This is a genomic window from Pseudomonas sp. TE3910 (assembly GCF_056279025.1).
In genome coordinates this window covers 2005862-2026508 of the sequence record NZ_JBWBQN010000001.1, presented here as the reverse complement: position 1 = coordinate 2026508, position 20647 = coordinate 2005862, and the positions used below count along the sequence as shown (strand labels likewise).

Sequence of the window (20647 nt, the reverse complement as noted above, 5' to 3'; positions counted from 1 at the left end):
GCACTGAAGGTTAATCCATCGGTATTTGCGGAGGACGATTCATGAGCAGCCAATATGATGACATCAGCATTAATGTCTTGCGCAGCATGAAGGAAGGCGGGTTCGACTTTGCCCGTATCCACCCCATCGAGTTCTATGCCGTTTTCCCCGATGAGGAGCGTGCCCGCAGAGCAGCCGGGAAATTCCGCGGCGAGTCGCTCAATGCACAGGTCTGTGAATGTGCAGATGGCGGCTGGCATCTGGAGTTGAGCAAGGTGATGTATGCCACCCATGGCGGCATCGATGAGTTCGAACAGGGCTTTGAGGCGGTGATCGCACCGCTGGGTGGTGAGGTTCAAGGCTGGGGGGTCAAGCAAGAGCGTTTGCTGGCCTGAGCCCATCGACCGTCAGCCGGGCACTGCCTCGCAATGAGGCGCCGTCGCCCGGTTGACGGTGTATCTCGCACTGCTCTGGTGCGGTGTTTTTCCCTCGCTTCTATAACCACTTGAAATAAAAGCATTTATGCCGATGGCACGGGGCTTGCGATGACGTCTTGGTCCGGATGACAAGGAGTTCGGCATGATCCGCAGCTTTTATGACGAAATGTATGCCGGCAACGGTGAAGTCCGAGCGCACTACAGCGGATTCGCCAGTTGGCTGGCCGAGACCCCGCCGGAACTGTTGGCACAGCGTCGTCGGGAAGCCGACCTGCTGTTTCATCGTGCCGGTATTACGTTCACCCTCTATGGCGATGAGCAAGGCACTGAACGCCTGATCCCGTTCGACACCATTCCCCGTAGTATTCCCGCCGCTGAGTGGCGCGTGATCGAACGGGGCTGCATCCAGAGGGTCAAGGCCCTCAACCTGTTTCTCGCCGACCTCTACCATGATCAGCGCATTCTGCGGGCCGGCGTCATTCCGGCCGAGCAGGTGCTCGCCAACGAGCAGTATCAGTTGGCAATGCAGGGGTTGAATCTGCACCGTGATCTCTACGCGCATATCTCCGGGGTCGATCTGGTGCGCGACAGCGACGGCAGCTACTACGTACTCGAGGACAATCTGCGTACCCCCAGCGGTGTGAGCTACATGCTCGAAGACCGCAAAATGATGATGCGCCTGTTCCCGGAGTTGTTCGCCGCTCAACGCATTGCCCCGATCGATCACTACCCGAACCTGTTACTCGACACCCTGAAAAGTTCCAGCCCGCTGGATAACCCCAGTGTTGTGGTGTTGACCCCCGGTCGTTTTAACAGTGCCTTCTTTGAGCATGCTTTTCTCGCCCGTGAAATGGGCGTGGAACTGGTCGAAGGCGCGGACCTGTTTGTACGGGACGAGCGTGTGTACATGCGCACCACGGACGGCCCCAAGGCGGTCGATGTGATTTACCGGCGCCTGGACGATGCCTTCCTCGATCCGCTGGCCTTCAACCCTGACTCAATGCTGGGCGTGCCCGGCCTGTTGTCTGCCTACCGCTGCGGCAACGTGGTACTGGCCAACGCAATTGGTACCGGGGTCGCCGACGACAAGTCGATCTACCCCTATGTCACCGACATGATCCGTTTCTATCTGGACGAGGAGCCGATTCTGAAGAACGTGCCGACCTGGCAATGCCGCAAACCGGCTGAGTTATCCCATGTGCTGGCGCATTTACCGGAGCTGGTGGTCAAGGAAACCCAGGGCTCGGGCGGCTACGGCATGTTGGTCGGGCCTGCCGCCAGCCGTGCCGAACTCGAAGCCTTTGCGGCGCGGATCAAAGCGCGCCCTGCGGCCTACATCGCGCAGCCGACGTTGTCGTTGTCGACCTGTCCGACCTTTGTCGAGAACGGCATTGCCCCACGGCATATCGATTTGCGTCCCTTCGTCTTGTCCGGCCGGGAAACCCGCGTGGTGCCCGGTGGTTTGACCCGGGTGGCGCTGCGTGAGGGCTCGCTGGTGGTCAACTCGTCCCAGGGGGGCGGTACCAAGGACACCTGGGTCGTTGAGGATTGAATCATGTTGAGTAGAACGGCCTCGGATCTGTATTGGATGTCGCGTTATCTGGAGCGGGCGGAGAACCTCGCGCGGATGCTTGATGTCAGTTATTCACTGTCACTGATGCCGCAGGACGGCCGTGGAGGCGGCCTTGATGAGTTGGCGATGCCGTTGCTGATCACGGGCACCCTTGATGACTACCTCGAACGTCATGGCGAACTGCACGCCGAGCGACTGTTGCAGCATTTCGCCCTGGACCAGGGCAACCCGGCCAGTATCTACAGTTGTCTTGGCTCGGCACGGGCCTGTGCGCATGCGGTTCGTGGGCGAATTACCGCCGACATGTGGGAGAACATCAATGCGGCCTGGCTGGAAATCCGTGGCATTGCCGAGCAGGGCGTAGGGCGTTATGGCCTGAGCCGTTTTTGTGAGTGGGTGAAGGAGCGCTCACACCTGTTTCGCGGTGCTACCTACGGCACCATCATGCGCAACGATGCCTTTCGTTTTATCCGGCTGGGCACCTTTATCGAGCGTGCCGACAACACGTTGCGCCTGCTCGACGCCCGCTATGAAGTGCTTGGTGATGAAGCCGATGCGGTCAGTGACAGCTCGGCCCGGGGTTACTACCAGTGGAGCGCCTTGCTCAGGGCCCTGTCGTCTTTCGAGGCTTACACCGAGATCTACCGCGATGCACCTGCGGCGCGGCATGTGGCCGAGTTACTGTTGCTGCGTGCGGATGTGCCGCGTTCGTTAAGGGCTTGCACTGAAGAGATCGACCAGATCCTGGCCAGCCTGCCTGGCGCCAACGGCCGTCCGGCACAGCGCCTGGCTGCCGAGGTGGATGCGCGCCTGCGCTACACCGGTATCGACGAAATCCTCGATGCGGGCCTGCACCCTTGGTTGAGCGACTACATCCCGCTGGTACGCCAGTTGGGCAACGCCATTCACAGCGCTTACCTGGAGGTCGTATGAGACTGACCATTAGTCATGAAACCGCCTATCACTATGAAGACCCGGTACGCACCAGCATCCAGTACCTGCGCCTGACCCCACACGACACCGAGCGGCAGCAGGTGTTCAATTGGCACCTCGACCTGCCACGACCGGCACGGGCGCAAGTAGACCCATTCGGCAATATCCTGCACGTGTTGAGCCTGGATGAACCGCATTCCGAATTGATTATCCGGGCTCGGGGGCAGGTGGAGATCGACGAGCAGTTCGAGGTTGAACATGAGGCGGGTTCGGCACTGCCGTTCTTGCGTTTCACGCGGTTGACCGAGGCCGACGAAGCACTGCGCGCATTTGCCGAGCGCCAATGCCGCAAGCGCCGTGATCGTTCCGCGCTGATTGACCTGATGCAGGGATTGCACGAGCGCATTGCCTATACCCCCGGGGCGACGGCGGTGGAGACCAGTGCCGCGCAAGCGTTTGCAGGTGGTGCGGGCGTCTGTCAGGACCACGCCCACGCGTTCCTGGCGTGCGCCCGCAGCCTTGGCATTCCGGCACGTTATGTGTCTGGCTACTTGTTCGACAGCGACAGCCAGCACCTGGCCAGCCATGCCTGGGCAGAGGCCTGGCTGGACAATGGCTGGTACAGCTTTGATGTCACCAACCAACTGCAGCGCCCCGAACGGCACCTGAAGTTGGCGGTCGGCCTGGATTATCTGGACGCGTGCCCGGTGCGCGGCATGCGTCGGGGTGGTGGCTTTGAGCAGATGCACGCCAAGGTGCTGGTCACCCCGACCCTCGGCGCGCAGCAGCAATAGCCCTAGGGCTGCTTGCGCCCGGCCATGTGTTGGAGATAGGCGAGCAGGGCGTCAAGCTCGCCGTCGCTGAGCACACTGCTGCTGAAGCCGGGCATTTTCGCCTGTGGCCACTGACGCAGGCTTTGCGGGTCACGGATGTAGCGGCGCAGGTGGTCGAGGTGGAAGTACTCGGTCGGGTTGTAGGGCAGGTTCAGGTCCGGGCCAAACTGTGCATCGCCGGCGCCGTTGAGCGTGTGGCAGGCCAGGCAGTTTTTCTGGAACACGGTAAAGCCGAGGTTGACCGGGCTATTGTCTGCAAGCCCAGGTGCGGGGCGCATGGCCGGGAAGCGTTCGGCGACGGCGTCCAGGCGGCGAATGCTGGCAACCTGGAAAGGCCACTGTTCAGGGCTGATATGACCTGCCTGCGGGTTCGTCCATACCAGGTAGAAGGGGCCTGCGCTTGGTTTGCCTTTGCCGAGGCCCGGCCAGGGTTTGGCGGGGTCCTCAATGGCCAGCCAGGCCCGTGCTGGCCCCTTGGCGAGCAGTGGCGCCGCTGGCATCTCGGCGGCGAAGCCGTCCAGCGCAACTGCCTGCAGGTGATCCTGTGCCGAAACTCCGGTCAGCAGGGTGCTGAGGGGGATGGCGCGGTAGTGCATGGCTTTCTTGTAGGAAACATCGTCCGCGATGCTGATCGACTGCGCTTGCGGGTGCTTGAGCAAGTCTTCGGTTTGCCAGTTGATCGGCGCATCACCCAGTTCCAGAACCAGTTGAGCGGCCTGTAACGGTAGGCTCAGCACGGCAAACAGCAGGGCAAGGCAGCGTCGCATGGAACAGTCTCCAACCAATGAGACCGGCAGCATACACTACGGCTGATAGGTTCCTGAGGCGTGCGCGTCGCTCAGCCGAACAGCCGCGATAGATTCGGCAGAATCAAGAGTAGGGTAGTGGCAAAGAGGATGAGCCCTGCCTGACGTACTTTCGTGTGCTTGAACATGGCTGACTGCCTTTTTGTTGTTATTCCTGAATGCCGAGTGGCTTCCCTGTCGAAGGTTTTACGTGTGATTTCGGGCCTGCCAGGCGCCGACACAAACCTGCTGAAAGTGGGTATACAACTAACCTTAGGGTCAACGTCACCCATCTTTTAGAACGGTTTGGTATTTCCAGCGTTTAGAATCTTTGCTTTGGCTATCAGGCGTTTTGCCATGCCATGATGATCGCCCTTGCTAGACACGTGCGTGCAGTTCGTCGGTGGATCCAGTCTGCATGACCGTTCGTCAGTGCATTCTACTTGCTTACAGGCCTTAATCGCGGCAGGCTCTAGCACGCATTTCGCCTTTGTCGTTCGGGACTATCTCTATGTCGCTACGCATCTGCATCCTTGAAACCGACGTCCTGCGGCCGGAACTGGTCGAGCAGTTTCAGGGCTACGGCCGGATGTTCGAGCAACTGTTTGCCCGCCAACCCATCGCCGCCGAGTTCAGCCTGTATAACGTAATGAACGGCGAGTACCCCAGCGATGAGCAATCGTTCGATGCTTACCTGGTTACCGGTAGCAAGGCCGATTCGTTTGGCAGCGATCCCTGGATTCAAACCCTCAAGACTTTTTTGCTTGAGCGCTACCAGCGTGGCGACAAGTTGCTTGGCGTGTGCTTTGGTCATCAGTTGCTGGCGCTGCTGTTGGGGGGCAAGACCGAACGTGCGACGCAGGGCTGGGGCGTCGGTATTCACCGTTATCGCCTGAACGCACAGCAGCCGTGGATGACCCCGGCGATCGAAGACCTGACCTTGTTGATCAGCCATCAGGACCAGGTCACCCGGTTGCCGGAAAACGCCACGCTGATCGCGTCCAGCGAGTTCTGCCAGTATGCGGCCTATCACATCGACGATCAGGTGCTGTGTTTCCAGGGGCACCCCGAGTTCGTTCACGATTACTCACGGGCGCTGCTTGATTTGCGTCAGCAGCACCTGGGCGATGAGGTCTATCGGCAAGGGCTGGCCAGCCTGTCCAGCGAGCACCAGGGTGAAACCGTGGCCGAATGGATGATGCGCTTCGTGGCCCATAAGCCCGAAGGCACGACGGCCTGAGGGTGCACCTCAGAGCCAGCCGGAGCGCTTGAAACTGGCAAAGAGTGCGGAGCAGCCTACGGTGATCACCCCCAGTACGGCAAAGTAGCCGTACTGCCAGCCAAGCTCAGGCATGTTCTGGAAGTTCATGCCGTAGATACCGGCCACGGCGGTGGGGAAGGCCAGTATCGCCGCCCAGGCGGCGAACTTGCGCTGGACGATGCTTTGCCGCGATGACTCCAGCAGCATGCCGATCTCGATGGTCTGGCTGGCGATGTCACGAATACCGGCCAGGTCTTCCATCTGCCGGGTCACGTGAATCTGCACATCTCGAAAGTACGGGCGCATGTTCTTGTCGATGAACGGGAACGTCAGGCGTTGCAGTTCCTCACTGATCTCGACCATCGGCGCCACATAGCGACGCAAGCGCAGAATGTCCCGGCGCAGGCCGTGCAGGCGCTTGATGTCGTCTTCGTTGAGTGCACCACTCAGTACGCTCTGTTCCAGCTCTTCGATTTCGCCGTGAATCGCTTCGCTGACTGGCTGATAGTTTTCGGTGACAAAGTCGAGCAGGGCGTAGAGGACGAAGTCCTCGCCATGCTCCAGCAGCAGCGGGCGGGCTTCGCAGCGTTGGCGTACCAGCGCGTAGGACTTCGAGTGGCCATTGCGGCAGGTGATGATGTACCCCTTGCCGGCGAAGATGTGCGTCTCGATGAACTCCAGCTTGCCCTCGTGGCGCACGGGCGAATACGTCACGATGAACAGCGCGTCGCCGAATGTTTCCAGCTTCGGCCGGCTGTGTTTTTCCAGGGCATCTTCAATGGCCAGTTCGTGCAGGTTGAACTGGCGCTGCAGATTGGCCAGCGCCTGCGCATCAGGCTCTTCCAGGCCGATCCAGACAAAGTGCCCTGGCTTGCTGGCCCAGTGGCTGCCTTCGTCCAGTTCGATTGACGTAACTTTTCTGCCGGCGCTGTACACCGCGGCTGCAACGACTCGTCCCATGACTGCTCGCTTCTTCAGGTGATCCTGTCAGCTTGGTATGACTGCATCGATCCGGCAACTGCTCAGGCCGGCGGCAGTTCGTTTTCCATCGTGTCGATGCAGCGCTGCATCTGTTCCCGGCACTGTTGGATCAACGCCGGGATGTCCTCTTTGCCGAGGCCGCTGGTCGAGATGGGCGCCAGCGAGCGGATGATGACGTCGCCGCTGTTCCAGCGATTCAGGCGCATGCGTTGTGCATAACGGCTGACACACACCGGGACGATGGGAACCCCTGCTTCAATTGCCAAGCGGAACGCACCGCTCTTGAAGTCCAGCAACTGGTTGCCGGGGTTGCGTGTACCTTCCGGGAAAATCCAGATCGAGGTGTTGTTGTGCTGCACTATCTGGGTGGTGGCATGGAGCGCCTGCCGTGCATGGTAGGCGTTGCTGCGGTCGACCAGAATGTTGCCGCCAAGCCAGAAGATCTGACCGAAAAAGGGTATCCAGCCCAGGCTTTTCTTGCCGATGCACACCGTGCGTGGTGGGACGACACCGCCGAGGACGAACAGGTCGAAGTTGGACTGGTGGTTGGCGATGATCACGCAGCCGGGCGGCTGGTCGAACAAGGGGCCGACTTCGGCCTTGACCCGCAGGCGCAGCAACCCGCCAATGGGCCAGGCATACAGGCGAGCGAAAATCCGGCTGTTGTCTGGGTTGAAGGGGCGGCACAGGCCAATCAACAAGCCAAGCGTACCCGCCAGCAGAAAGTGTATGCCCAACAGAAGCATACGGATCAGATAAAGCATCGAGTGACTCACACTGGGCAAACGCGGCGCAGTGTACGGCTGTGCACTCGTGGGGGCAAACACTGATGGTGCTGGCCGAGGGCCAAGGCATCGCAGGTAAGGTCGGCCCGGTGTGAAAGCCAATGCCTTGTGTGGGGCCTGTGGTGAACAGGCTCGCCTGCGATGCGCCGGAGACGTTAGCCCAGGTGTTCCTGATCGAGAATGATTGCATCGTCCAGGGTGTCGAGCAGGGCCTTGCGCACCTTGAGCTTGGTGTTTTTGTGCGCGCTCATGTTGATTTTCTTCAGTTGCCGGGCAGCGGCGAGGGCGGCCTCCTGCAACTGCTCGGCAGCCACGACTTTATCCAGGAAGCCGGCGTCGACGGCGCTGATCGGGTCGAACATCTCGCCATTGATCACCGAGCGGTGAAACGCCGAGCGGCGCAGGCGGTCGCGGGCCAGTTCGATGCCCGCGTGGTGCATGGTCATGCCGATCTGTACTTCGTTCAGGCCGATACTGAAAGGGCCTTCGACACCAATACGGTAATCAGCCGAGAGCAGCAGGAAGGCACCCTTGGCCACGGCGTGCCCGGGGCAGGCGACAATCACCGGGAACGGGTGAGCGAGCAGGCGCCGTGACAGGGTAGAGCCTGCAGTGACCAGGCTCACGGCCGCCTGTGGCCCGGAGGTCATCACCTTCAGGTCATAACCGCCGGAGAGGATGCCCGGTTGGCCGGTGATAATTACCACTGCACGGTCTTGCTGCGCACGATCCAGCGCGCTGTTGAACGCGGCGATCACATCGGGAGAGATCGCGTTGACCTTGCCGTTGTTCAGGGTCAGGGTCGCGATACCCTCGTCCAGGTGGTAGGTAATCAGCTCACTCATGAGAGGGATCCTTTGTTAAGAGTGAGGCAGACGTTACTCAGCCTCTGCAGCCAGGTAAAGCGCCAAGGCTGACTGGCCGGTCAGCGCTGGCGCCTGCGGCCCCGTACGCTGGGGGGCGACGGTGAAAGGCGGGTAAAGCGCTTTATAGATTGGCGGCTTTGCCCTATTTGGCAGGCAAGCGTGGCCGTGGCCCTTAAGCGCATGAAAATTCTGAAAAAAACCTTTGCCAAAAGAAAAACTTTCGACTACATTAGCGCCCCTCGACAGGCTGAACAGCTTGACGAGATCCGGTGAAGTGTCCGAGCGGTTGAAGGAGCACGCCTGGAAAGTGTGTATACAGGAAACTGTATCAAGGGTTCGAATCCCTTCTTCACCGCCAGACAAATGAAAGCCCCGAACTCCAGTAGTTCGGGGCTTTTTTGTTTATGCCATGGAATCAGGGAGTAAGGCGTTTCATATGATCAGTGAATATTTCAACGCGTCACAGGTGAAAGCGGCTGAGCAATTGATCATTGCCATCAGCGCTTCGGACGAGCTGCGTGATCGCCATCTGCAAATGTTGCGCGAAACCGAGCTGGATGGCGATGACGCCGAGGAGGCTGAGGGCGACCCATCCCGGCTGTTGTGGATCATCAAGGACATCATCGACTGGGAAACCGGTTTTTACGTCGACTGGAGTGACACGGAGTCTTTCGTCGAATGCATGGGCGAGCTTGCCGAAAGCCGCGGTGTGACGCTGAGCTTCGGCGTTGAAGACCCGCTGGCCGAAGAATTTCTCGACGAAGTCGAGGTGCCTGAATTGATGCTCCGCGCTCACGCCGAACTGGCCGCGCAAGGCCTGGTGCTGTGGAACTGGGACACCGAGGGTGATGCATATGGCGGCTGGATCAGTCGCCCAGACGCGGCGCCTGTGATGGCGACCGTTTCCGAGGTCCTGGGTGTCGAGATTCGCGAAGGCAGCGAGTCGTTTTAATGCCAGCGGCCGCCATCGCCCGCCACTGGCGCGATGGCGGCTGTCGACCGCTGCCGTGTCGACCTTAGAAGCTGACCGACGCCGATACCCTGGCTGTGCGTGGCGCACCGGGGAACAAGTAGCCATCCCCCAGGTACTCGCTGGCGTCACGCCAATAACGGCGGTCGAACAGGTTGTCCACTGTCAGGCGCAGTACCGTGTCGTATCCGCCGATGCGGGTGCGGTAGCGGCTGCCAAGATCAAACACGGCATAACTGCCGACGGCCACGCTGCCGGCATGGTTGGCGTATTTGCTGGCGCTGTAGCGGGCACCGCCGAGCAGCGCCAGGCCGGGTAGGCCGGGCAGGCTGTAGTCGGCCTGCAGGGCGGCGCGGAAGTTCGGTATGTTGAGGGCTTGGTGGCCTTCGTAATCGGCGGTGTCGCTTCCCTCGACCCGGGCGCGAATCGCCGCAGCACTGGCATTGATCTGCAGGTTTGACGTCACCCAGCCGCTCGCGCCCAGTTCCAGGCCTGTGTTCTTCTGTTGGCCCTGTTGCACATAGGTGAACGCCCCGGCGCCGTCCGGGCGCATGTACTGGTACGCCTGGCGCAACTGAAACAGCGCTGCGCTGAGGCTCAGGCGTTGCCAGTCGCGTTTGATGCCGACTTCCAGTTGGCGTGACAGGGTAGGGGCCAGGGTTTCTGATGCGTTGCTGGAAAAAAGTGGTGCGGTGCCGCCCGACGACAACCCTTTGCTGTAGCTGGTGTAGATCGAAATGTCCTGGCGCGGTTTGTAGATCAGCGCGGCATTGGGCAGCAGTTCGTAGCGCTGTGTGGTGCGTGTTGAATTGCCGTCTTCATCGAAGGCGTGCTCATCCAGGCGCACCTCGCGCGCGCCTAGCACGGTCTGCCACTGTTCGTTGAAGCTGATGCGGTCACTGATGAACAGGCCGTACTGACGGCTGTCGAGGCGGCGGGTGCTCTGGCCAACATCCGCCTCGGTTGTGGGCATCGTTGCAGGATCCTGAGCAATATTGCCAGTGCCTACCGGATTGGAAACAGTAGGTCGTTGATCCAGTGTTCGCCGCTGCGCACTGCTGCCGACCGTCAGGTCATGCTCCAGGCTGGCAGCGGTAAAACGGCCATTGAGCGTAATCTGGGCTTCGTCGATGCGTCGGGTATCATCGGGGCTGCGGTAGTCGTAGATATCGTAGTCGCCGCTGGGGCTGAAGAAGTTGCCTGGCGGAGGGTTGTTGCAGGTGGCATCCCAGCAACCAAAGGCAAACGAGCTGTAGTCGTCGATCACCACCTTGCTGCGCGAGGCGCTGAGGCTGCCGGTCCAGATATCGCTGAAGCGGTACTCGAAGCGCCCACCCAGGTTCAGCGAGTCAATCGTCACGGGCTTGGCCCAACGTTGGTAGGCCAGGTGATCCTCGGGGTCGACACTGTGCGGCAGGCTGTTGCCGCCCAGCAGTTGATAGCCAGGCGCCGAACGCTGCTCGCGCTGCTGATACTCGACGTCCAACTGCAACAGGGCGTCGGGGTTGAGCTGCCAGTCGAACGCCAGCGACGCGAAATCCCGTTGCCCATCGGCGTGTTCGACATACGAGCGAATGTCTTCATGTGCCAGGTTGGCCCGCAGGCCGAATTGCCGTTCGCTGCCGAACCAGCCGCCCAGGTCGGCGGCCATGTAGCGCTCACCCTGATCATCGCCTGCCAGGGTCAGTGAGCGAACGTCCTCAGGGCGTTTGGTGACGTAGTTGATCACTCCGCCCGGCGCGGATACGCCGCTCTGCAAGCCTGAGAGCCCCTTGAGCAGTTCCACCTGCTGTTTGTTTTCCAGTGCTACGTTCTGTTCCCCGGCGATGGTCTGGCCGTTGATCTTGTAGCTGCTGGCCGCATCCAGGCTGAAGCCGCGCACCATGAAGTTCTCGTAGTAGCCCACGGGCGCATAGTTTTCGCCGACAGAGGCATCGCTTTGCAGCACTTCGCTGAGCAGACGCACCTGGCGGTCGGCAATCAGCGACTCGGTAAACACCGAGACCGAGGCGGGCGTGTCGAGCAGTGGGGCGGGCTGGAAGCCACCGACGGTCGCTTCGTGGGCCTGGTAGCCCTCGTCCAGTTGCTCAGAGACTGTCAACGGTGCCAGTGTGATGCCGTTTTCGGCCATGGTGTGCGATGAGCTCAAGGCCAGGCTGAAGCTCAGCAGGCCGAGGGGCAGGCGGTGCAGGGTCATGCGAAAAGCTCCTTGAGGGCCTGCAGCGGGTGCGCCGTTATAGCTCGGCTGCTACCCAAGTGCTGGAGGCCCGGTGCGGCGAAACATTAAGTGCGCTAGAACGCGATAACTACCGGCATTGCGCCGGACAGCTGCGGGGGCGAGAAACGGCCGCTATCTTAGCAGGGGCGCCATGGACAAGGCGCCCCTGAGTTCACCGAAAATTCAGTGAGTTGTAAGAAGGGGGGAGGGCTCTAGTGCTCTGACGGCGGCGACGATGGCTTGTGTTTACGCCACTGGCCGTCAAGCTTTGACCAGGTCTTGCCGTCGGTGACAGCCATCAGTTTGCGCCCGTCCTTGAGTGTGGCCACGAAGGTCACCTCTTCTTCCTTGCCGCCCAGCCAGAGGCCGGCGATCAAGCCAAGAGGGCCTGCCATCAGTGCGCCGGCCACGCCCCAGCCAAGGGCGCTGCTCAGGCTGCGATTAAACTCCTGATTGGCGATTTTCATGTCCCTGATGCGTGACAGGGTGATTTTTTCTCCGGGCATGGGGTTTTTGCAGGTCTTGAGTGTGAGCGATCCATTGCGGTACTCGCCCTCACCTTGCAAGAAATCGCCGGCTTGAACCGTGAGTCTTGTCATAGCGCTTCCCAGTGAGTAAAGGGGCTGTTGACCAACGCCCTACTCAGCCCTTTGCGCTATGACAAGTCAATCACTAGGCGACGGAGGGTCGTGTTCTGATTTTCAGGCGGGACTGGTCAGGCGAGCGCGTTTGTACTGTGCCAGTAGCCATACCAGTAGCGCCAGGCCACCGATGATCGTTCCGGCCAGCGCGATCCCGTCCCAGCCATAAGCCTGGAACAGTTGTGTACCGAGCAATGAACCCAGTGCGCCGCCGATGAAGTAGCAGGTGATATAGCCTGCGTTCAGCCGGTTACGTGCCTCCGGGCGCAGGGCAATCACCGCATTCTGGTTGCTCACGTGTACCAGTTGTACCGCCAGATCCAGAACCAGCACGCCAACCAGCAATGCAGCCAGTGACGATTGGGCGAAGGCCAGCGGCAACCAGGCCAGCAGCAATGCCAGCAGGCCGACCAGGGTGCCCATTGAGCCCTTGCCTCGGTCGGCAAGGCGTCCGGCCCAGTTGGCGGCCAGGGCGCCGGCGGCACCGGCCAGGCCGAACAGGCCGATGATCGCGTCGGTGTAGTGATAAGGCTCGGCAGACAGCAGGAAGGCCAGCGGTGTCCAGAACAGCGCGAACAGGCTGAAGGCCAGCAGGCCGAGCAGTGAGCGCAGGCGCAACACCGGCTCTTCGGCGAACAGGCGGAACACCGAGCCGATCAGGGCGGGATAGCGCATGCCTGCAGGTTGATGGCGCGATGGCAGGGCGCGCAGCAGGGCAAGGGTGCACAGGGTCATCAGCCCGGCTGCCAGCAGGTAAATACTGCGCCAGTCCCCCAGGGTTGCCATAAAGCCGGCTGCGGTGCGCGCCAGCAGGATGCCCAGCAACAAGCCGCTCATCAGTGTGCCTACCACCCGGCCGCGCTGCCCCGGATCACTCAGGCCGGCGGCCATGGGTACCAGTACCTGGGCCACCACCGAGAACAGGCCGGTCAACGCGGTGCCCAGCAGCAACCAGGGCAGGCTCGCAGATAAGGCGCTGATCAGCAGGCCGAGGGTGCTGATGCTCATCATGGTGACAATCAGGCGTCGCTGTTCGAACAGGTCACCGAGTGGCACCAACAGCAGCAGCCCGACGCCGTAGCTCAGTTGGGCCGTAACGACGATGCTGCCCGCGCTTGCGGTGCTGAGGTTGAACTGCTGGGCAATGCTGTGCAGCAGTGGTTGTGCATAGTAGTTGCTGGCGACGGCGAGGCCCGTGGCGATGGCCATCAGCAGAATCAGTGCGCGGCTCAGTGGTGGCGTGGCGGCGGTCATCGGACGTTCCCTGTATCGGTGGTTGGTGCGTGCTGGTGCCTAGTATCGACAGCGCCTTAATATGACGCCAATGTATCGTTTTCATTCGATCAATCTATAAAACAGATGAATGTATGAACCTCAAGCAGATCGAGTACGCGTTGGCTGTTGCCGATACCGGCAGTTTCACCCTGGCTGCGCAGCGTTGCCATGTCGTGCAGTCGGCATTGAGCCACCAGATTGCCCGGCTTGAAGAGACCTTGGGGGCGCGACTGTTTGAGCGAAGCTCGCGACGGGTGAGCCTGACGCCCGCCGGCGAAGCCTTTGTGGTCAGCGGCCAGGCTGCGCTGGAGGCCGCCCGGCGGATTGGTGATGATGTCGCCGCCGCCTGTGGAGAAGTGCGTGGGCGCTTGTCCATAGGCGAGATCAGCTCTCTGACAGAGCTGGATCTGGTCGACCTGTTGGCAGGTTTCCATCATGAGTACCCGCAGGTTGATATTCGCTGGCTGATCAACAAGAGCGAGGTGTTGATGGCGGATGTGCGGGAGCGGCGCCTGGATGTTGCCTTTATCGGTGTCTGGCCTGGTGAACCGATCGAGGGGGTGGCGTCGCGGCTGCTGGCCAGGGAAGAACTGGTGGCGTTGTTGCCTGCGGGGCATCCGTTGGCCTGCCAGTCACGCGTGTGTCTGGCCGACCTGGAAGACCAACCGCTGGTGGACTTTCCAGCGGGTACAGGCGCTCGGCGCCAGACCGATGAAGCCTTCACCGCCGCCGGGGTGCGCCATCGGGTGCAGTTCGAGGTCGGTAGTGTGATGTTGGTGGAAAAGTTTGTTCAGCGCGGGTTGGCCCTGGGGTTGGTGGCCGCACCCATTGCCCGAGGTTTCAAGGGGGTGGTTGCCTTGCCGGTCAGTGATGCCCCTGTGCGCCATGTCTACGCCATTTGGTCGAATTCGCCGTCGCCGGCCGCCAAGGCGTTCCTGCAGGTGCTGGAGCGCTGTCTTGATGCCAGGGCCAACAACTACTGAACGGCAATCACCTCATAGTCCTGGCGTACCCCGGCCAGAACCAGGCTGACGGCGTCGCCTTCCTGCTTGCCCATCAGGCTCTGGCCCAGTGGCGAGCGGGGGGTGATGACGGTAATCAGGGTTTGCGCCTGGGTGATCGTGAGGCCGGCGGCCTCGGGGCCGATGAACAGATGCCGTTGATGGCCGTTTTCCGCTTCCAGGGTCACCAGGTTGCTGACCTGAATGCCGCGTTCCGGGTCGTAGGGGCGCAGCAGGAGCTGTTGGTAGGCAATTCGTCCCTGGCGGATTTCTTCTGTGCGGCGTGCCTGGCCTGTGGCCAGGTATGAGGCTTCCAGGCCCAGGGTGTCGTATTTGTTCTCGGCGATGTTCTCTTCGTGGGTCGCGGTTTCATAAGCGGTCTGGGCCGCGCGCTGGGCAACCTCCAGGTCAATACCCAGTTTTTCGATGATCTGTTGCAGCAGTTCGGCCTTGTTCATGTCAGTTGCAAAATTCCAGGACGTTGGCGCGGCTTTTATCGGTTGGTGCAGTGCGGTTCTGTTGCAGCCAGAACTGGCACTTGGGGTTGGACAGGTTACGTGGATTGCTTTCCATCTGCTCCTCGGCCTGCTGCACTTCCTGTTTGCGCAGTATTTCCTTGTAGCGCTCGAACATTGGGTTATCGGCCGCAGCAGGTTGTTGAGGCGCCTGTACCGGAGCTGGGCGCAGGGTTTCAACCGCCTGGCTCAGCGGCGCGGTGGCTTGCGGCGCAAAATGCAGGGCCAGCCAGATGGTCAGCGCGATGGCGGCGAACCCCAGCCACAGGCCCAGGGCAATGCAGATGATCAATTGAAACGGTTTTAGGGTAATGCTCAGGGCGTGACGTCGTGCGCGAAGGGGCATGGCAGCCTCCTGGCCAGGGCGAGGAAAATGCAATTGTCGCATGCCGTTCCGGGTTTTTTCAGTGTCGGTGCTTTTGTCTGCGATGATTTATCCGGACAATCCACGCTTTTTTCTGACCGATACCTGAGGTGCCTCACATGAATGCTTCCTGGGACATCTTCTGTCGTGTGGTCGATAACTATGGCGATATCGGCGTCACCTGGCGCCTGGCCCGGCAGTTGGTGGCGGAACAGGGGCTGGCGGTGCGTCTGTGGGTGGATGATCTGGGGGCGTTCGTACGTATTTGTCCACAGGCTGATCCGGCTGCCGGGCAACAGTGGCAGCAGGGCGTTCAGGTCTGCCAGTGGTCCGTCGATTGGCAGCCAACCCCGGTGGCCGATGTCGTGATCGGAGCCTTTGGCTGTCAGCTGCCGCCTGCCTACGTTCAGGCCATGCTGGAACACCCGACGCCGGTACTGTGGTTGAACCTTGAGTACCTCAGTGCCGAGGATTGGGTTGAGGGGTGTCACGGGTTGCCGTCGCCTCAGGCCAATGGGCTACGCAAGGTCTTTTTCTTTCCGGGTTTTACCGCCAGGACGGGCGGGCTGCTACGTGAAGCGAGCCTGTTGGCGCGGCGTCAGGCGTTTGAGCAGGATCCGCTGGCGCGGCAGGCGTTTTTGCGGGGCATTGGCGTGCAACCACACGGCAATGCCCGGCTGATTTCATTGTTTGCCTACGAAAACCCAGGGGTGGCCAGTTGGCTCGAGGCCCTGGCTACCGACAGTCGGCCCAACCATCTGCTGGTGCCCGAAGGGCGCATTCTGGGTGATGTGCAGGCATGGCTGGGGGAGACGGGGCTGGCGCCCGGCAGCATCGCTCGCCGTGGTGCATTGACCGTGCAGATCCTGCCGTTTGTCAGCCAGGACGAGTACGACCAGTTGTTGTGGTGCTGCGATTTCAATGCGGTGCGCGGGGAGGACTCGTTTGTCCGTGCGCAGTGGGCTGGGCGCCCACTGCTCTGGCATATCTATGTGCAGGAAGCGTACGCCCACTGGGAAAAACTCGAGGCCTTTCTGGAGCACTACACCCAAGGTCTGTCGGCAGCGGCGAGTGCCGCGTTGGTGGATCTCTGGCGTGCCTGGAACATGGATCGTGATATGGGGCCGGCCTGGCAACAGCTGCTTGCGCACTGGCCGGAACTGGACGCGCACGCCCGGCGTTGGTGCGCTACGCAGGCCGCTCAGCCGGACCTTGCCACGACGCTGGTACAGTTTTACCGAAATTGGCTATGATATGCGGCCTCGATTTTTGTAAATCCATCCAAATTCGGATATCTCGTAATGAAAACTGGTAAAGAGCTGAAACCCGGTACCGTACTGCGGATCGACAACGACCCGTGGCTGGTTCAGAAAGCGGAATTCACCAAGTCGGGCCGTAACAGCGCGATCATGAAGACCAAGCTGAAAAACCTGCTGACCGGCTACAAGACTGAAACCGTTTACGGTGCAGACGACAAGCTGGACGACGTGATCCTGGATCGCAAAGAAGCGACCCTGTCGTTCATCAGCGGTGACTCCTACACCTTCATGGACACCTCCGACTACACCATGTACGAACTGAACGCCGAAGACATCGAGGCCGTTCTGCCGTACATCGAAGAAGGCATGGAAGACGTCTGCGAAGCCGTATTCTTCGAAGGCCGTCTGGTTTCCGTTGAGCTGCCGACCACCATCAGCCGTCAGGTTGTGTACACCGAAAACGCCGCACGTGGCGACACTTCGGGCAAGGTCATGAAGCCAGCCAAACTGAAGAACGGTACCGAGATCTCGGTTGCTGACTTCATCCAGATCGACGAGTGGATCGACATCGACACTCGCGACAACAGCTTCAAGGGCCGTTCCAAGAAGTAATTTCCTGGCACCCACGAAAAACCCGGCCTTTGCCGGGTTTTTTTGTGTCTGCAGTGCCGTGAAAGGGGGGCTTACTGCCAGCGCAGCTCACTGCGCAACGCCAGGTCCCATGGCGGTACCGGGCTGAAGCGGCTCTTGAGGAACTCAAGCAGCAAGCGGCTGCGGGAGTTGGTTTCGTGCTCCAGGCGCAAGGCATAGATGCCGCTGCTTTCCGCTGCTGGCAGGCCGTTGTCGCAGAACAGCGGCAGCAGCTCCCCGCGTAGCAGGTACTCGCTGATCAACCAGGTCGGCAGGTGGGCGATGCCCAGCCCGGCCAGTGCGCCGAACAACAGGGTTTCTGCGTTGTTGGCGCTCATGCGCATGCGTGAGGGCCGCAGCAGGCGCATCTGTCCGTCGATGGCAAAACGCCAGGCGAACGGCGGGGCCAGGCCGTCCCAGTCCAAGCCATCATGTTCTGGCAGTTCCTGCGGGCTGCTCGGCACACCGCGCTGTTCCAGGTAGGCCGGGCTGGCGCAGGCAATGCGCACCATGTAGGCCAAGGGTGTCGCTACCAGGCGGGTATCGGCCAGTGGCCCGGCACGCAACACCAGATCGACTTCGCCCAGATGCGCGCCATGCAGGTCGACGAAGCTGTCGATCAGGCGCAGTTGAACATCCAGACCCGGGTAGGCCACCAGGAAATCAGCGATTGCAGGCGCCAGATGACGGCGTCCGAACGCGGCGGGCGCATCAATGCGAATCAGGCCTTCAGGCGCGTTGCTCAGTGACACGGCTTCGGCCCGTGCCAGGCGCAGTTCTTCAACGATACGCCGGGCGCGCTCGGCGAATGCTTTGCCAGCTGGGGTGGGACGCACCGCGTGGGTGCTGCGCACAAACAGTCGGCTGCCTACGGCGGCCTCCAGGGCATCGATGCGCCGGGCCACAGCAGACGGCGTTAGCGGGTGGCGTCGGGAGGCCGCGGAAAAGCTGCCTGCCGCTAGAACATCGAGGAAAAGGCTGAGTTGTTCGGTGAGGGCATCAGGGTTCATCGGCTGTATCGCCTTTGCGTAATTGGCATAGCCATTGTGCGTTGCTGTGCGTTTCCCTACTAGCCCTGGCTGGGTAGCATGTGACGATTGATGACCTTCAAGGGGCCGGAATGATCGAGTGGATGATGTACATCGCGTTGGGCGCCGCCTTGGGTACGATGGGTGGGTTGTTTGGCATCGGCGGCGGTTTGATCGCGATTCCTGCGCTGGGCCTGCTGTTTGGCCTCGATCAGCAGTTGGCACAGGGCACTGCGTTGGTGATGGTGGTGCCTAACGTGTTGCTGGCCCTGTGGCGCTACCATCAGCGCAACCGGATTGCCTTGCAGCATGCGTTGCCGCTGGCCGCAGCGGGCTTTGTCTTTGCCTGGCTGGGGTCGATCTGGGCCGTGGGCCTGGATGCTGGTGCGATGCGCCTGGGCTTTGTCGGTTTCCTGATCGCGCTGGTGGTCTGGAACCTGGCGCGCATGTTCATGCGCAGCACGCCGCCCTCGAGCGAGTTGCGCCAACCCTGGCCGTGGCTGGGCGTGCTGGGCAGTGGCGCCGGTGTTGTGGGTGGCCTGTTCGGTGTGGGCGGTGCGGTGATTGCCACGCCGGTGCTGACCAGCGTGTTCGGCACGACTCAAGTGGTCGCCCAAGGCCTTTCGCTGGCCTTGGCGGCGCCCAGCACGGCGGTAACTCTGGTCACATATGGCGTGCATCAGCACGTGGATTGGAGCATGGGCGTTCCCTTGGCGCTGGGCGGGCTGCTCAGCATCAGTTGGGGGGTAAAACTGGCCCATGCCTTGCCGGAGAAGGTGCTGCGTTCGCTGTTCTGCGGGTTTCTGGTGCTGTGTGCGGTGATGCTGGCGTTCAAGGTGTGAGGCGGACACATCGGTGTGCTACCCAAGCCAGGGTCCTTGAGTGTCAGGACCGTGGCTTGGGCTTTGGCATTTGTGTCGGCGCGTACAGGTCTAGCGACGCACCTGCTTGAGGGTTTCGGCAATCAGGAAGGCCAGCTCCAGTGACTGGTCCGCGTTCATGCGTGGGTCGCAGTGGGTGTGGTAGCGGTCCGACAGTGCATCTTCGGTGATCGGACGGGCGCCGCCGATACACTCGGTGACGTTCTGCCCGGTCATCTCGATGTGGATACCACCGGCATGGCTGCCTTCGGCCTGGTGAACCTGGAAGAACTGTTTGACCTCGCTGAGGATCTGCGCAAAGTCTCGGGTCTTGTAGCCGCTGCTCGCCTTGATGGTGTTGCCGTGCATGGGGTCGGAGCTCCAGAGCACCTTGCGCCCCTCGCGTTCCACGCTGCGAATCAGCGCCGGCAAGTGGTCGCCGACTTTTTCCGCGCCCATGCGCACAATCAGGTTGAGGCGCCCCGGGTCGTTTTCCGGGTTGAGCACGTCAATCAGGCGAATCAATTCCTCGGTGTTCATGCTTGGGCCGACCTTGACCCCAATGGGGTTGTTCACCCCGCGCAGGAACTCGACATGCGCGCCGTCGAGCTGGCGGGTGCGGTCGCCAATCCAGAGCATGTGCGCCGAGCAGTCGTACCAGTCGTTGGTCAGGCTGTCGCGGCGCACGAAGGCTTCTTCGTAGTTGAGCAGCAGCGCTTCATGGGCGGTGAAGAAGCTGGTTTCGCGCAACTGCGGTGCGCTGTCCAGGCCACAGGCGCGCATGAAGGCCAGGGTTTCGTCGATGCGGTCGGCCAGTTGGCTGTACTTCTCGGCCAGGGCCGAGTTGGCGATGAAGTCCAGGTTCCATTTGTGCACCTGATGCAGGTCGGCAAACCCGCCCTGGGCAAAGGCGCGCAGCAGGTTCAGGCTGGCAGTGGACTGGTGGTAGGCCTGCAGCAGGCGCTCTGGATCCGGTACGCGGCTTTTTTCATCGAAACCAATGCCGTTGACGATGTCGCCGCGATAGGCGGGGAGGGTGACACCGGCGATGGTTTCGTCGCCCGCCGAACGGGGTTTGGCAAATTGTCCGGCCATTCGGCCGACTTTCACCACCGGGCAGCCGGCCGCAAAGGTCATGACAATGGCCATTTGCAGGAGCACTTTGAAAGTGTCGCGAATTTTTGCCGCTGAGAACTCCGCGAAGCTTTCGGCGCAGTCGCCGCCTTGCAGCAGGAAGGCGCGGCCCTCGGTGACTTCCGCGAACTGACGGCGCAGTTCGCGGGCTTCGCCGGCAAACACCAGCGGTGGATAACTGTGCCAGCGTCTGCTCGACCTTGTGCAGGTGCGTCGCGTCAGGGTAGGTCGGTTGTTGCTGGATCGGCAGGGCGCGCCAGCTGTCAGGACTCCAGGGTTGGCTCATCGCAGACTCGGTTGTTATCAGATTATAAAGAGG

At 61.1% G+C, this 20647-nt stretch carries 20 protein-coding genes, 1 tRNA gene and 1 pseudogene; 11 read left to right on the top strand and 11 right to left on the bottom strand.

Annotation, left to right across the window (positions count from 1 at the left end):
- Positions 1-41 precede the first annotated feature (41 nt).
- From ACZ9H3_RS09105 to ACZ9H3_RS09090, 4 genes are all read left to right on the top strand, one after another.
- On the top strand, positions 42-374 hold the full coding sequence (locus tag ACZ9H3_RS09105) for a ribonuclease E inhibitor RraB (RefSeq protein ID WP_065759887.1): 333 nt from the start codon (positions 42-44) through the stop codon (positions 372-374).
- 184 nt (positions 375-558) lie between these two features.
- Positions 559-1968, top strand: coding sequence for a circularly permuted type 2 ATP-grasp protein (locus ACZ9H3_RS09100; RefSeq protein ID WP_476220443.1), 1410 nt, complete (start codon positions 559-561; stop codon positions 1966-1968).
- A gap of 3 nt (positions 1969-1971) precedes the next feature.
- Complete coding sequence (locus tag ACZ9H3_RS09095; RefSeq protein WP_476220441.1) at positions 1972-2922, top strand: alpha-E domain-containing protein; 951 nt, start codon at positions 1972-1974, stop codon at positions 2920-2922.
- Complete coding sequence (locus tag ACZ9H3_RS09090) at positions 2919-3716, top strand: transglutaminase family protein (RefSeq protein ID WP_330523481.1); 798 nt, start codon at positions 2919-2921, stop codon at positions 3714-3716. The genes ACZ9H3_RS09095 and ACZ9H3_RS09090 overlap by 4 nt, the downstream gene beginning before the upstream one ends.
- A 2-nt stretch (positions 3717-3718) precedes the next feature.
- Here the strand turns inward: ACZ9H3_RS09090 and ACZ9H3_RS09085 are convergent, their stop codons facing one another.
- The gene (locus ACZ9H3_RS09085) at positions 3719-4522 is read right to left on the bottom strand and encodes a cytochrome c (protein ID WP_476220438.1); all 804 of its coding nucleotides are present in this window, start codon (positions 4520-4522) and stop codon (positions 3719-3721) included.
- A 529-nt stretch (positions 4523-5051) separates the two neighbouring features.
- Here ACZ9H3_RS09085 and ACZ9H3_RS09080 point away from each other — a divergent pair.
- Positions 5052-5780 (top strand): amidotransferase, encoded by a 729-nt coding sequence (locus ACZ9H3_RS09080; protein ID WP_065759892.1) that lies wholly within the window; start codon positions 5052-5054, stop codon positions 5778-5780.
- A 9-nt stretch (positions 5781-5789) separates the two neighbouring features.
- On the opposite strand, the gene ACZ9H3_RS09075 is transcribed toward ACZ9H3_RS09080, so the two are convergent.
- The 3 genes from ACZ9H3_RS09075 to ACZ9H3_RS09065 form a co-directional block, all read right to left on the bottom strand.
- Positions 5790-6761 (bottom strand): magnesium and cobalt transport protein CorA, encoded by a 972-nt coding sequence (locus ACZ9H3_RS09075; RefSeq protein WP_065759893.1) that lies wholly within the window; start codon positions 6759-6761, stop codon positions 5790-5792.
- Between the two features lie 62 nt (positions 6762-6823).
- Positions 6824-7546: a lysophospholipid acyltransferase family protein gene (locus tag ACZ9H3_RS09070; RefSeq protein ID WP_330523479.1), complete on the bottom strand. Its 723-nt coding sequence runs from the start codon at positions 7544-7546 to the stop codon at positions 6824-6826.
- Positions 7547-7722: 176 nt separating this feature from the next.
- On the bottom strand, positions 7723-8412 hold the full coding sequence (locus ACZ9H3_RS09065; RefSeq protein ID WP_065759895.1) for a crotonase/enoyl-CoA hydratase family protein: 690 nt from the start codon (positions 8410-8412) through the stop codon (positions 7723-7725).
- 289 nt (positions 8413-8701) lie between these two features.
- Between ACZ9H3_RS09065 and ACZ9H3_RS09060 the strand changes: the two genes are divergently transcribed.
- Positions 8702-8791, top strand: a tRNA-Ser gene (locus ACZ9H3_RS09060).
- A 78-nt stretch (positions 8792-8869) separates the two neighbouring features.
- The gene (locus tag ACZ9H3_RS09055; RefSeq protein ID WP_476220435.1) at positions 8870-9385 is read left to right on the top strand and encodes a DUF6630 family protein; all 516 of its coding nucleotides are present in this window, start codon (positions 8870-8872) and stop codon (positions 9383-9385) included.
- Positions 9386-9449: 64 nt separating this feature from the next.
- On the opposite strand, the gene ACZ9H3_RS09050 is transcribed toward ACZ9H3_RS09055, so the two are convergent.
- The 3 genes from ACZ9H3_RS09050 to ACZ9H3_RS09040 all read right to left on the bottom strand — a co-directional run bounded on the left by ACZ9H3_RS09050 (position 9450) and on the right by ACZ9H3_RS09040 (position 13516).
- On the bottom strand, positions 9450-11600 hold the full coding sequence (locus tag ACZ9H3_RS09050; RefSeq protein WP_476220433.1) for a TonB-dependent siderophore receptor: 2151 nt from the start codon (positions 11598-11600) through the stop codon (positions 9450-9452).
- Between the two features lie 233 nt (positions 11601-11833).
- Entirely contained in the window at positions 11834-12220 is a 387-nt protein-coding gene (locus ACZ9H3_RS09045) for a hypothetical protein (RefSeq protein ID WP_065761888.1), read from the bottom strand.
- A gap of 102 nt (positions 12221-12322) precedes the next feature.
- Positions 12323-13516, bottom strand: a complete 1194-nt coding sequence (locus ACZ9H3_RS09040) for an MFS transporter (protein WP_102053193.1) — start codon at positions 13514-13516, stop codon at positions 12323-12325.
- Between the two features lie 113 nt (positions 13517-13629).
- On the opposite strand from ACZ9H3_RS09040, the gene ACZ9H3_RS09035 reads away from it, so the two are divergent.
- Positions 13630-14520: a LysR family transcriptional regulator gene (locus ACZ9H3_RS09035; protein ID WP_099775474.1), complete on the top strand. Its 891-nt coding sequence runs from the start codon at positions 13630-13632 to the stop codon at positions 14518-14520.
- Here the strand turns inward: ACZ9H3_RS09035 and ACZ9H3_RS09030 are convergent.
- Positions 14514-14996: a GreA/GreB family elongation factor gene (locus tag ACZ9H3_RS09030; RefSeq protein WP_409278786.1), complete on the bottom strand. Its 483-nt coding sequence runs from the start codon at positions 14994-14996 to the stop codon at positions 14514-14516. The genes ACZ9H3_RS09035 and ACZ9H3_RS09030 overlap by 7 nt on opposite strands.
- 1 nt (position 14997) lies before the next feature.
- A complete protein-coding gene (locus ACZ9H3_RS09025) occupies positions 14998-15399 on the bottom strand; it encodes a hypothetical protein (RefSeq protein ID WP_102053194.1) in 402 nt (133 codons plus the stop codon).
- 137 nt (positions 15400-15536) lie between these two features.
- On the opposite strand from ACZ9H3_RS09025, the gene earP reads away from it, so the two are divergent.
- Both earP and efp read left to right on the top strand, forming a co-directional pair.
- Positions 15537-16670, top strand: coding sequence for an elongation factor P maturation arginine rhamnosyltransferase EarP (gene earP / locus ACZ9H3_RS09020; RefSeq protein ID WP_476220428.1), 1134 nt, complete (start codon positions 15537-15539; stop codon positions 16668-16670).
- A gap of 48 nt (positions 16671-16718) precedes the next feature.
- Positions 16719-17288 carry an elongation factor P gene (gene efp, locus ACZ9H3_RS09015; protein WP_102053196.1) on the top strand — a complete coding sequence of 190 codons (570 nt, stop codon included), beginning with the start codon at positions 16719-16721 and terminating at the stop codon, positions 17286-17288.
- Between the two features lie 71 nt (positions 17289-17359).
- On the opposite strand, the gene ACZ9H3_RS09010 is transcribed toward efp, so the two are convergent.
- The gene (locus tag ACZ9H3_RS09010; RefSeq protein ID WP_476220425.1) at positions 17360-18316 is read right to left on the bottom strand and encodes a LysR family transcriptional regulator; all 957 of its coding nucleotides are present in this window, start codon (positions 18314-18316) and stop codon (positions 17360-17362) included.
- Between the two features lie 110 nt (positions 18317-18426).
- On the opposite strand from ACZ9H3_RS09010, the gene ACZ9H3_RS09005 reads away from it, so the two are divergent.
- Entirely contained in the window at positions 18427-19176 is a 750-nt protein-coding gene (locus tag ACZ9H3_RS09005; protein ID WP_099775471.1) for a sulfite exporter TauE/SafE family protein, read from the top strand.
- 90 nt (positions 19177-19266) lie between these two features.
- On the opposite strand, the pseudogene ACZ9H3_RS09000 reads toward ACZ9H3_RS09005, so the two are convergent.
- Positions 19267-20614 (bottom strand): annotated as a pseudogene (locus ACZ9H3_RS09000) (class II 3-deoxy-7-phosphoheptulonate synthase).
- Positions 20615-20647: the final 33 nt, after the last annotated feature.